The 11,928-nt window shown below is 60.8% G+C and carries 12 protein-coding genes; 5 read left to right on the top strand and 7 right to left on the bottom strand.

All coding sequences use genetic code 11. The annotated features are described in order from the left end of the window. Positions 1 to 60 precede the first annotated feature (60 nt). Both AC07XZ_RS03265 and AC07XZ_RS03260 read left to right on the top strand, forming a co-directional pair. Positions 61 to 1,245 (top strand): cyanate transporter, encoded by a 1,185-nt coding sequence (locus AC07XZ_RS03265; protein ID WP_102685975.1) that lies wholly within the window; start codon positions 61 to 63, stop codon positions 1,243 to 1,245. Between the two features lie 209 nt (positions 1,246 to 1,454). Next, positions 1,455 to 2,390, top strand: coding sequence for a LysR family transcriptional regulator (locus tag AC07XZ_RS03260; RefSeq protein ID WP_085747210.1), 936 nt, complete (start codon positions 1,455 to 1,457; stop codon positions 2,388 to 2,390). 3 nt (positions 2,391 to 2,393) lie between these two features. Here the strand turns inward: AC07XZ_RS03260 and AC07XZ_RS03255 are convergent, their stop codons facing one another. The 6 genes from AC07XZ_RS03255 to AC07XZ_RS03230 all read right to left on the bottom strand — a co-directional run bounded on the left by AC07XZ_RS03255 (position 2,394) and on the right by AC07XZ_RS03230 (position 7,974). After that, on the bottom strand, positions 2,394 to 2,759 hold the full coding sequence (locus AC07XZ_RS03255; RefSeq protein ID WP_085683117.1) for a 5-carboxymethyl-2-hydroxymuconate Delta-isomerase: 366 nt from the start codon (positions 2,757 to 2,759) through the stop codon (positions 2,394 to 2,396). A gap of 57 nt (positions 2,760 to 2,816) precedes the next feature. After that, positions 2,817 to 3,743: a LysR substrate-binding domain-containing protein gene (locus AC07XZ_RS03250; protein WP_045121852.1), complete on the bottom strand. Its 927-nt coding sequence runs from the start codon at positions 3,741 to 3,743 to the stop codon at positions 2,817 to 2,819. Between the two features lie 72 nt (positions 3,744 to 3,815). Then, a complete protein-coding gene (locus AC07XZ_RS03245; protein WP_102685974.1) occupies positions 3,816 to 5,912 on the bottom strand; it encodes a DUF6311 domain-containing protein in 2,097 nt (698 codons plus the stop codon). Beyond that, on the bottom strand, positions 5,909 to 6,295 hold the full coding sequence (locus AC07XZ_RS03240; RefSeq protein WP_085747212.1) for a GtrA family protein: 387 nt from the start codon (positions 6,293 to 6,295) through the stop codon (positions 5,909 to 5,911). Before AC07XZ_RS03240 ends, AC07XZ_RS03245 begins: the two co-directional genes overlap by 4 nt. Beyond that, positions 6,292 to 7,002 carry a class I SAM-dependent methyltransferase gene (locus tag AC07XZ_RS03235; RefSeq protein WP_102685973.1) on the bottom strand — a complete coding sequence of 237 codons (711 nt, stop codon included), beginning with the start codon at positions 7,000 to 7,002 and terminating at the stop codon, positions 6,292 to 6,294. Before AC07XZ_RS03235 ends, AC07XZ_RS03240 begins: the two co-directional genes overlap by 4 nt. A 3-nt stretch (positions 7,003 to 7,005) precedes the next feature. After that, positions 7,006 to 7,974, bottom strand: coding sequence for a glycosyltransferase family 2 protein (locus AC07XZ_RS03230; protein WP_085747214.1), 969 nt, complete (start codon positions 7,972 to 7,974; stop codon positions 7,006 to 7,008). Positions 7,975 to 8,251: 277 nt separating this feature from the next. On the opposite strand from AC07XZ_RS03230, the gene AC07XZ_RS03225 reads away from it, so the two are divergent. Then, a complete protein-coding gene (locus tag AC07XZ_RS03225; RefSeq protein ID WP_011332915.1) occupies positions 8,252 to 8,443 on the top strand; it encodes a YegP family protein in 192 nt (63 codons plus the stop codon). Positions 8,444 to 8,502: 59 nt separating this feature from the next. Here AC07XZ_RS03225 and ppk2 read toward each other — a convergent pair whose 3' ends face one another. Then, positions 8,503 to 9,327 (bottom strand): polyphosphate kinase 2, encoded by an 825-nt coding sequence (gene ppk2, locus AC07XZ_RS03220; RefSeq protein WP_085747215.1) that lies wholly within the window; start codon positions 9,325 to 9,327, stop codon positions 8,503 to 8,505. 257 nt (positions 9,328 to 9,584) lie between these two features. On the opposite strand from ppk2, the gene AC07XZ_RS03215 reads away from it, so the two are divergent. Together AC07XZ_RS03215 and AC07XZ_RS03210 are read left to right on the top strand one after the other, a co-directional pair. Then, positions 9,585 to 10,985: a DUF3300 domain-containing protein gene (locus tag AC07XZ_RS03215; RefSeq protein WP_102685972.1), complete on the top strand. Its 1,401-nt coding sequence runs from the start codon at positions 9,585 to 9,587 to the stop codon at positions 10,983 to 10,985. Next, the gene (locus tag AC07XZ_RS03210) at positions 10,982 to 11,878 is read left to right on the top strand and encodes a DUF2950 domain-containing protein (RefSeq protein ID WP_102685971.1); all 897 of its coding nucleotides are present in this window, start codon (positions 10,982 to 10,984) and stop codon (positions 11,876 to 11,878) included. Before AC07XZ_RS03215 ends, AC07XZ_RS03210 begins: the two co-directional genes overlap by 4 nt. Positions 11,879 to 11,928 lie beyond the last annotated feature (50 nt).

The raw sequence follows: 11,928 nt of genomic DNA, 5'->3' as shown, positions 1-11,928 counted from the left end.
GATTTGCCGCCCCGCTCGCCTGCCCGCCTAATCGACCGTCTCTGGTTCAAAGGTCTGAAGATGGAAAACGTTCGCGCCACTGCCCGCCCCGCTGTCTGGCTGATGCTCGGCATCATCCTGGTCGCCCTCAACCTGCGCCCGTCGATGGCGGCGGTCGGGCCCTTGCTCTCGGCCATTCGCGGCGATATGGCGCTCAGTTTCAGTCTCGCAGCGTTGCTGACCCTGCTGCCGGTGATGGCGATGGGGCTGGCGATGTTTTTCGGCATGGCGGTCAGCCAGCGCCTTGGTGAACAACGCACGGTGCTGCTGTCGTTGCTGATCATTGGCGTGGCAACGCTGTCGCGGTTGTTTCTCGACTCGGCGGGCGGATTGATCGCCAGCGCCGTGCTGGCCGGGATCGGCATTGCACTGATCCAGGCCTTGATGCCAGCGCTGATCAAATCGCGGTTTCCCGACAATGTGGCGCTGTGCATGGGCCTTTACGTCACCTCGATCATGGGCGGCGCGGCGCTGGCCGCTTCGTTCGCACCGTGGGTGCTGACACAGACCGGCAACTGGCGGGTGGGGCTGGCGGTCTGGGCGGTTTTGGCACTGCTCGCCATTCCTGTGTGGTGGACAACCCGCGCCACCTCACCGGACACCATCCGGACCGTCGTCAGAAAAGAATCCTTCTTCACGAATTCCCGCGCCTGGCTGCTCGCGATCTTCTTCGGTCTCGGCACCGCGTCCTACACCTGCGTGCTCGCCTGGCTGGCGCCGTACTACGTGGAAAAGGGCTGGAGCGAACAAAACGCCGGCCTGATGCTGGGTTTTCTGACGGCCATGGAGGTGATTTCCGGGCTGGTGGTGCCGGCCATTGCCAATCGCAGCCGTGACCGACGTCTGGTGCTTGGCGCCCTGCTCGGCCTGATCATCGCCGGATTCCTTGGCCTGATTCTCAGCCCGCAGCATCTGAGCCTGTTGTGGCCCTGCCTGCTCGGACTCGGCATCGGCGGGCTGTTCCCGATGAGCCTGATCGTGTCCCTCGATCACCTCGACGAACCACAACGTGCCGGCGGATTGACCGCATTCGTACAAGGGATCGGCTACCTGATTGCCGGGTTCTCGCCACTCATGGCCGGCATCGTTCGAGATCGACTGGGCAGCTTCGAGTGGGCCTGGTGGTCCCTGACAGCAGTGATGGCGCTCATGCTGCTGATGGTGCTGCGCTTCAACCCACGGCATTACGCCCGGCACATGGGCTGATCAAGCGAATGGCAGGCCGACCCGTCTGGATAAAGGCTTCTGGCCACCTTTTCCGGGTTTGATGGTGTACGTCGTGTTACTAAAACTTTCTGTCCCACAACTGACCGTGAAAAGTCCTACAGGGCTTTGTCCTGGCACCATCGTTCCGTTACGATCATGCGCACACGTTTGCGCGGATTCGGCGCAAGGAGCACAGCGAGACAGAACGGATGCTGAACAGTAACTTGCTTAGAAAGCTCGACATGCAGGATCTCATGGTGTTTGTCGCCGTGTATGAGCAAAGCAGCGTCACCGACGTGTCGGAGGCGCTGTTCGTCAGCCAGTCCACCGTCAGTTACTGCCTGAAAAAACTGCGCACCAGCTTCGAAGACGAATTGTTCGTCAACACCCGCACGGGCATGCGCCCGACCTACAAGGCCAGCAGCATGTACGGCCATGTGCAGAAAATCCTCGAAAGCATCAACCTCTGCCACGCCGGCGCTCCGACCTTCGACCCGATGGCGCAACCGGTGACCTTCAACATCTGCGCCCCGGAATACTTCGAGCAACTGATCCTGCCACGGATGTTGAAGCGCTTTGACTTCGATGACTTGCCGGTGATGGTCAACATGCACAAGTTCGAAACCGACGTGCCGGTCGAAGAATTGCGCGATGGCAGTCTCGATCTGGTGATCTGCTTCGGCCCGCACTTCCATCGCAGCCACGCCGACCTGAAATCAAGGATGTTGCTGGAAGATGACCTGGTCTGCGTCTTCGACAAACGCGCCACGCCGCTGGAGCCGCGCCTGAGCCTGCAAGCCTTCACCGAACGCCGGCATGTGTTCCCGACGCCGTGGACGTCGACCACCAACATGGTCGATGGCTGGCTGGCGCGGCAGGCGCAGAAACGCCAGATCGTCGCCCGCTCCAACAGTTACAGCGCAGCGTTGAAGATGATCACCGGCACCGATTTCATCCTGACCCTGCCCCGGCGGATCCAGCGTTTGCTGACCAACGACGCCGTGTTCAATCACTGCGAGGCGCCGAACGGCTTGCCGGGTTTCACCCTTGACATGCAGTGGTGCCACAACGTCGATCAGGACAGCGCCAACCTCTGGCTGCGCGAGCAGGTCATCAAGACCTGCGCGGAGCTGGAGGCAGCCTGAGTCCTACACGCCGATGGCGACTTTGCTGTAGGACTCGCGGTCGATATCGAGCAGTTCCACGCTCAACTGCACTTCGACACCGACCGGCCATTCGCACAGGTCCTGCAGCACCGCCAACAGGTTTTGCGAGAGTTGTTTCTTGATCTCCGGGGAACGACCGCTGAGCAGCGCCAGCCTCACCGCGACAAAGGCGCGCTCGTTCATGGCAGTGCCGACCTTGAAGGTTTCAACCTTGAGCGCACGGCTCTTGATATCGAACTCCGCCGCGAACTGACCGGAACCCACCAGCGTGTTATTGAGCCGGATCAACGCCACGTCGGCGTTCAGTTGCGGCAGGTTGGCGGTGTATTCCAGGTGCAGGTGTGGCATCTCGGTGCTCCAGTGGTTCGGCGGAAAGGTCGTACATATAACACAGCAACGCCTGACTCACGCCAGCGACGACATCACCGGACGCTCGCTCATGAACTGCTCCAGCCGCGAACGCAACCAGCGCTCGGCCGGGTCGCTGTCGACGTGGCTGAGCCAGACCATCGACAGGTCGAGGGTCGGGGTCTTGAACGGAAACGGCTCCTTGAACAAGAACCCGGAAGCGGCCATGGCGTCGGCGGTGTAATCCGGCAGGCTGGCAATCAGGTCAGTGCCGGCCAGCAGCGCTGGCAACGAACTGTACTGCGGCACCGACAACACCACCTGACGGGTACGACCGATGTCCGCCAGCCATTCATCGGCGTAGCCACTGACATTGGCAGTGTGGGAAACCAGCACATGGGGTCGTGCGCAATATTCGTCGAGGGTCAGCGGCGTGTCGGACTTGTCGGCACGCAGGATGCTCGGTTGGATGTGTCGCAATAGCTTGCGTTTGGCATTGGCCGGCAAGCCGCGGGTCTGGCTGATGCCGACGGTGATGTCGCCCGCCGCCAGAAGATCGGGAATCCGCCAGTAATCGACGTGTTGCACCACGAATACCACGCTCGGTGCTTCCTGGCGCAAGGCGCGCAACAGCGGCGGTAAAAGACCGAATTCGACGTCATCCGACAGACCGATGCGAAAGGTCATGGTGCTGACGGCGGGATCGAAATCCCGGGTCAGGCTGAGCGCCACCGACAGCGAGTCGAGCGCGGGTTTCAGGTGGCGATAAATGTCTTCGGCGCGGGCGGTCGGCTCCATGCGATGGCCGACGCGAATGAACAACGGATCGTTAAGCATGGTGCGCAGACGGTTGAGCGCCGAACTGATGGTCGGCTGGCCGAGAAACAGCTTCTCGGCGGCCCGGGTCACGTTGCGTTCGAGCATCAAGGTCTCGAACACCACCATCAGGTTGATGTCGGCCTTGCGTAATTCATTGCGGTTCATCCATTGCCCCCCGATCCCCAGATTGCGGCAGTGTAGAAAGGCCGCGGGGGCGGCGTCCATCGAAACGGCGTGTCATTGCACCGTCAACGTCTTCAGCCCCAGGCCCATGATCCGCGAATCGTCGTTGATACCCAGCTGTCGGGGGCTGACGGCATCCGGCAAGTGCAATTCGATATCGACCCGGCCATCGTTCCCGAGGCGCTGGCTGAGCTGGGCGCTGATCGGGATTTCCAGGCGATTGCCTTGAAACTGCGTCAAACGGGTCTCCAGTACCTGTTGGTCATTCAGGCTGACGATCACCCGCTGGCCGGGGTGCCCAGGCGAGATGAACGCCAGCGCGTCGATCACGATCGAACGCGCCGGCGGCTGCACCCGCAATTGGATTTTCGCCTGTCGCCCTTCTGTCCACGTCCCCCAGTTTTCCGGCTTCGACCAGCCGCTGGCCAGTTGTCGATTGCGATAATTGAAGGTCAGTGTTTGCCCTGGACGAGTGAGGGGCGTGAGCAAAATCTGCCGCCCTTCATCGGGCACCTGCAGGCACTCACTGCAGCGCTTCCAGCCCGGCGCCAGCACCGCCACCCCGTCCACGCGCGTCAGCAGATCGGTTTCACTGTTGATGCTCCGTGCGGCATCGACCAGAGCATCGTCGTCCAGCAGGTACAAAGAGTCAGCGTCGTATTGCCCCGAATCGAGCATCGCGCGTGCTTTCTGCTGTGCTTGCGCCAGCGCCGAAGTGCTCATGCGTCCTAGATACACTGCATCGGTTTTCATCCCGTGGGTCGCTGCGAAACCGGCGATCATCTGCCAGCGATCGCTCTGATTCTGCGGCATCAGGCTGCGCACATTGGCGTAACGCTCAGCAGCACTGGCCCAGAAGGGATCAGTCATCGGACTGGTCCAGTACGATGACGGGGTCAGCATTTTCCCCTGCCTGATGCCCATCCAGCCGCCGTGGGTGTCGGCCACCTGGATCAACAGCGCGACCGCAAGCAAACCGATGGCGATGCGTGGCCGGTAACCGCGTACCACTAGAAAAATCATGGTCAGGACGCAGGCATACAACACCGGCCAGAACATCCGACCCGAGGCGCGAAAAATACTGGCCAAGGCGATGATTCGATCGGGTAGCGGATACTCGAACGTCAACGAGCCTATACCTATTCGGTTCGACAGCGCAAACAGCCATAAACCGAGCATGGCCACCAGCAGCCATGGACGAGCTCGCAATTCATCCTTCAAGAGTCGCCGGTTTCGCAGCCCGGCAAAAAAAGCCGGCGGCACCAGCAACAGAACACCCAGGCCGAAGTAGTTGAAACCTTCGTAATCCCCCTCCTCTTTCGGCAGACCGGGAAGGAGACGTGACCAGCCTGCCGGATCGGCGGGCGACAGCAGATTCATCCGGTACAAACCAAAACCACTGGCTGCCGCGCCATCGGCAATGCTGAAGTAACCGGCCTGCCAGCAGCACACACTCACCAAGGCGAAAAGCACACCGCCCTCGATCAGCCCTTGCCCCCGGGTCAATGACCGACTGAATGTCTTGCCCAGCAGGTCCGCCAGCCAGATCAGCGCAACCATGGCCAGCAGGTAGGCGTGCACCCAGGCCGTCACCGCCAGCAACGTGCCCCACGCCAGGCGACGACGTTGCAGATCCGTCAGCAACGCCAGGTACAGCGCCGCCAGAATCAGGAAATGCCCCGCCAGGGAAAGGTGCCCCACCAGGCGAAAAAACATCACCGGCGAGAACGCCAGCAACCCTGCGCCCAGGAGGCGAATCACGGGATGGGGCGTCATCAGCCCCAGCAGTTTCCAGCCAAACCAGGCTTGCAGGACACAACAGGTCAGCAGCCACAAACCAAAATACTGGAAGGTCTCCGGCAACCAGCCACTGAACGGCTTGAACAACAGCGCCAGCAGTGGGTTGGAGTCGGAAAAAATGATTGCGCTGCCCAGTTCCAGGCCGTAAGACGGATTGAGCCCGAGCGGAAATGTCCAGGGCGCATGCCGGAAAAACGCCCAGCCCAGATAATGCGTGGCCGGATCGCCCTGCTCCAGCCAGCCAATGTTTTGCGGGTTCAGCGCTTGCGGTCCGACCACCAGAAAAAACACCAGAACACCCAAGAACAATGGCAGCAGGGAAAGTGCCGGGTGCTCCCGTGAATCCGTCATCGATATGTCCAGAAGTTGTGCAGTACAAAGGTGAATGCCGGAATCGTCAGCGCCACGGCAACGATTCCGGCGAGATAGTGCAGCCCGGCCATCTGCGCCGCCCAGGCCACGAACATCGCCAACAGAAAGCCGCCCGCCGAAACCAGCATGAAACGCAGCAGGGTTTTGCCGTGCAGTCGGGCAGAAAAACTCCAGGTGGTGTTGATCACATAGGACACCACCGTCGCCACGATAAAGGCCACGCCGTTCGCCAGAGGCGGCTGGTGGCTGACGAAATTGATGAACAGCACCGCCACCAGCGCATGCAGCGCGGTGACGAACAGACCGGTCACGGCGAAACGCAGACCTCGCTGGATCAACGGGGACTTTTCGGCGGCCGTCACGGTTTGCGCGCCAGCACGAACACGCTCAAACCGGCGAGGCGATTCATGCCCATCAACGGCAGCTCGAGACTGCACAGGGTTTTCAGCAGCGTATTGACCAGCGGATGATGTTTTTTCAGCTGCGAACGCGGTGCCGAACCCCGAGCGCCACCGGGTATCAGGCGCGACGCCAGCGCAATCGGTAACACCGCTCCGAAGTAATAAGCGCCCCGCTCTACCGCCAACCCGGCCTTACCCGCCAGAGCCTCGAATTGCCCCAGGGTATAGCGACGTTTGTGTTCGAGAAAATCATCATGCCCGCTCCACATGAACTGGAACGCCGGCACGGTCATCAAAAAACGGCTGCCGGACGGCACTTTGTCGACGTAGGACTTGAGCAGGCCGAGGTCGTCATCGACGTGTTCCAGCACATCCATCAGTAACACCAGATCAGCGTCCACGCTGTCGATCGAGCGACGGTAATGCACGGGTTTGCTGGCAGTGGTGGCGCTCGAGTCGGCCGGGTAACTGATGTCCACGCACCACGCTTCGCGCGCCGCCGTGTGGGTCAATAAATGGTGGGAAAAGAAGCCTGAACCGGCACCGACATCGAGGATTCGCTTGATCGGCGCTTCACCCAGCAAGCGCCGGGTCGCAGCCGCTTTGGAGCAGTAATACCAATGCTGGCCGATGCTGTCGCCGAGGATGTCGGTTTCCTTGAGGTCCATCGGTCAGTCCTTGGGATCGTAAACGCGGCGCACCAGAAAGACCGGTCGGCGCTTGGCTTCAATGTAAGTGCGCCCCAGGTATTCACCGAGTACGCCAATGCCGATCAGTTGCAGGCCACCGAGGAATGTCACGGCCACCATCAGCGACGCATAACCCGGCAGATCGACACCGTACAGTAGCGTGCGCACCACGATGAACATGGCAAAGGCGAACGACACCAGCGACACCATCGCTCCCAGATATGTCCAGATCCGCAGCGGTTCGGTGCTGAAACTGGTGATGCCTTCCAGCGCAAAATTCCACAGTCGCCAGCCATTGAACTTGGTCTGCCCCGCCGCCCGCTCCGGGCGCTCGTATTCGACTTGCGTGGTGCGGAAACCGACCCAGGCGAACAGGCCCTTCATGAAACGCCGCGATTCCGGCAAGGTCAGCAATGCATCGACCACACAGCGATCCATCAAGCGAAAATCGCCGACATTCTCCGGCAACGGCTGATCGGCAATCCGGTTGTGCAGGCGATAGAACCAGTTGGCGGAGGTCTGCTTGGCCCAGGTGTCGTTGCGCCGGCTGAGACGATGCCCCAGTACCACTTCGAAGCCTTCTCGCCAACGCTCGATCATCTGCAAGATCACCTCGGGAGGGTCTTGAAGATCGACATCGATCGGCACCACGATCTGCCCGGTGACGATCTGCAAACCGGCGGACAGCGCCGCTTCCTTGCCGAAATTGCGGCTCAGATCAACGATGCGGATGCGTGAATCGCTCTGCTGGCAGTTCAGGAGACGCTCCAGCGTCGTATCGGAACTGCCGTCGTTGACGAACACCAGTTCCAGGTTGATTAGCGCCTCTTGCTCGAATACGTGACGAATGCGCAGGAGGAAGCCGTCGAGGCTGTCCTCTTCGTTGAACACGGGAACCACCAGCGACAACTTCACCGGGCCCGCGTGCTGCGTTCCATTCGAGTGGGTCAATGGACTGCTCTTTTTTTATAGTGATTGTCGGTCGCCGAACGCTGTTCGACGCCATGAGCCGCACCGTATTAAGCAGCAGCCCGAAATGTCATGCAAGGGTGAAACGACGGCGTTCCGGCCAATCCGGAGGGCGATCCCTGCGCTCTGGCCCGCGCCTTCCAGAAACATTCACGAACGATTGGAAACAAATCCCCGATAGCCAAAAAACCGCGCTCCGCTAGGCTTGCGTCGAGGCGTCACACAGGCTGTCGCACATAAATCGCATGGAGCGAACTGAATGTATTTCGAGATTTACAGGCAATCCAAAGGCACCCCGAGCACCGGCAAGGGCCAATGGCGCTGGCGGCTACGCGCGGGCAACCACGAGACGGTCGCCAGTGGCGAATCGTATGTGAACAAGGCGGATTGTCTGCATGTGATCGAGTTGATCAAGAGTGTGCAGGGAGAGACTCCGGTCAAGGAGATCTGAGGACTGTCCAGGACGCCGGGCTGCCTGAGTTGGCAGCTCCGGCGACTTCTGAAGTTGCTTCAGAATCTCTCAGGAATGTTCCGGAACGGATAATCCGACTCCTTGTATCCCCCCGGTTTCTGCCGCTTGGGCAATGTCACCTTCTCTCGCGGCACCTCTTTGTAGGGGATGCGACTGAGCAGGTCGGAGATGATATTGAGCCGCGCCCGACGCTTGTCGTTCGAGTTGGCCACCAGCCACGGTGCGTAATCGGTGTCGGTCGCTTCGATCATGTCGTCCCGTGCCCGGGAGTAGTCATACCAGCGGCTGTAGGACTTGAGGTCCATCGGCGACAGTTTCCAGATCTTGCGTCCGTCGACAATGCGCGCCTCCAGGCGCCGGGTCTGTTCTTCCTGGCTGACATTCAGCCAGTACTTGAGCAGGATCACCCCCGAACCGACAACTGCGCGCTCCACCAGCGGCACGGTCTTGAGAAACTTGTCGACCTGTTTGTCCGTGCAAAAGCCCATAACCCGTTCGACGCCGGCGCGGTTGTACCAACTGCGGTCGAAGATCACCACTTCGCCGGCCGCCGGCAAATGTGGCAGGTAGCGCTGCATGTACATCTGGCTCTTCTCGCGATCGGTCGGCGCCGGTAACGCGATGACGCGAAAGACTCGCGGGCTGACCCGCTCGGTCAGCGCCTTGATGGTGCCGCCCTTTCCCGCACCGTCACGGCCTTCGAAGATGATGCAGATCTTGATGCCTTCGGCCTTCACCCATTCCTGCATTTTTACCAGTTCGACATGCAGGCGGCGCAGTTCCGCAAGGTAGTCCTTATTCGACAGTTTTGTATGTTCGTCAGTTTTTTCTCGGGGCGAGTCTTTCTTCTTTCCCTTTGCCATGACCAGACCTCTCGGGTTGGAACGACAGCCAGGCTCGTTGGCAATGCATGACCTGGAACCGGAAAGTTTAGTCATTTATCGCAAAACGCAAGCAAACGTGCAGTAAGTCACAGACAACGTGCTTATTTCGAAAAAGCCTGTGCAGTTTTTGACGGAACGCCAATCGCCAACCATCCTCCTTCACGGCGCAGCGTCCGATGTTGGCCGTGGATGTCTCGCTGGATGCAAACCTGCCATTTGGATGTGGGGAAGAGGTCATGCACAGTTCGCTCTTGCGTGCCGCGTCGCTCCTGCTCGCCTTGAGCGTTGCACCGCTCTTGTTGCAGGCCGCCGATGCGCCTGCGGCCCCGGCAGCTGCCAGCGCTGCGACCAAAGATGCCGTGTTTACCACGGAACAGCTCGATCAGATGCTCGCGTCGATTGCCCTGTATCCCGATCCACTGCTCGCTCAAGTGCTGATGGCCACCACCTATCCGGGAGAAGTCGCCGAAGCCGCAGCCTGGTCCAAGGCCCATCCGGACGCCAAGGGCGATGACGCAGTCAAGCGAGTAGCCAGCCAGACGTGGGATCCGAGCGTGCAGGCGTTGGTGGCGTTTCCGCAGGTTTTGGCGACACTGGGGCAGGATCCGGTCTGGGTGCAACGTCTGGGGGATGCCTTTCTGGCCCAGCCTGACGAACTCATGGCGGGCGTTCAGCGCTTGCGGCGTCAGGCCCAGGCGGCGGGCAATCTGCAGAGCAATCAATATCAGAATGTGACAGTGCAAAACGTAACGCCGCCCATCTCTGCCGGGACAACCAAGCCTGCCGACAACACGACCATCATCATTCAGCCCGCCGATCCGCAGGTGGTCTACGTCCCGACCTATAACCCGACGACCACTTACGGCACCTGGCCTTATCCGGCCTCGCCGCCGGTGTATTACCCGCCGCCGCCCGCTTACTACCCGGGTCAGGCACTGGTGGCAGGATTGGCTTTCGGTACGGGCGTGGCGGTCGTCGCGTCGTTGTGGGGCGACTGCGACTGGGGCAATAACGACATCGACATCGATGTGAACCGTTACAACAACATCAACGCCAACAACCGCATCACCAACAACCAGAACAAGTGGCAGCACAACACCGTGCATCGCGATGGCGTGCCCTATCGTGACAACCGCAGCCGCGCCCAGTATGGCCGGCAGCTGGACGGTGCGGCTCAGCGTGACGCCTATCGCGGCGACAACGCGCAGCGGGCGCAGGCTCGGGAACGGGCGCGCAGTTCGATGGACAGAGCCGGTTTTGAACGCCCCGCCACCAGCAATCGGGAAGCCCGCAATCAAGTCCGCGAAGCGCAATCCGCCAATGTCGGCAACCGCCTGCAAGGTGGTGCGGACAGACCCAGAGCCGCCGACCGCGCTCAAGCCAACACGCGGGAGGCGCGCCAGCCGGGCGTTAATCAACGTGACAACCGTGCGTCTCAGGCCCGACCCGCCGCGGGCAGTGCGCGAAACAACGCCTTTGCCGGTGCGCGCGCTCCGTCACAGACCCGAGTGCAGGCTGATCGCGGCCGGGCCAGCCAGATTTCTGCGCAACGTCCCAACACCTCCCGCGCCGCCGGACATCAGATCAGCCGGCCGTCCGGCGGAGGCATGCGCCAGAGAGGAGGTGGCCGCCGATGAACATTCATTCTCTGGTCAGGAGCTGCCTGACCCTCGCTGCCGGCCTCGCATTCTCGACCTTCGTCTCGGCCCAGCAAGTATTTCCAACCCCGGAAAAAGCCGCTGACGCCTTCGTCGAAGCCCTCGGTACGCAACACGCCGACCAAAAACGCCTGACCGAACTGCTGGGCGAGGAATGGCACAGCTTCATTCCCCGTGAAGGCGTGCAGCGCAGCGATGTCGATGCCTTCCTGCAGCAATACCTCGAACAGCACACGCTGGAAAAGACCGGCGACAGCAAGGCCGTGCTCTCCGTCGGGCCCGATCACTGGACGCTGCCCATCCCGCTCATCAAAGACAAAACCGGCTGGCGCTTCGACATGAACGCCGCAAAGGCCGAAATCCGTGCCCGCCGCATCGGCCGCAACGAACTGGCGGCAGTGCAATCGGCGCTGGCCTACCACGATGCGCAAATGGACTACGCCTCGGAAGACCGCGACGGCGACGGCGCCCTCGAATACGCACAGAAAATCTTCAGCTCCCCCGGCAAACACGACGGCCTCTATTGGCCAGAAGACGACACCAACCAGATCAGCCCCCTCGGCCCTGCCTTTGGCCAGGCCATCAACGACGAAGACTGGCACGGCTACCACTTCCGCATCCTCGACGCCCAAGGCCCGTCAGCCCCGGGCGGCGCCTATAGCTATCTGATTGGAGACAAGATGAGCCGCGGATTCGCCTTGATCGCCTGGCCTGCGAAGTATGCCGACACCGGGGTGATGAGCTTCATGATCAGCCATGAGGGCCAGGTGTTTCAGAAGGACCTCGGGCCGGATGGGGAGAAAGTGGCGAAGGCAATGAAGCGGTTTGATCCGGATGATAGTTGGGAGGTGGTGGATTTGGGGCAGAAGTAGTTGGGGGTATCGAATTGCGTTGGATCAGAAACGAAAAAGCCCCGTAGCTT

Source organism: Pseudomonas sp. GW458-11-26-14-LB4 (assembly GCF_059423925.1).
Note: the sequence above shows the minus strand (reverse complement) of the source record. Positions and strands in the feature narration are given on the sequence as shown.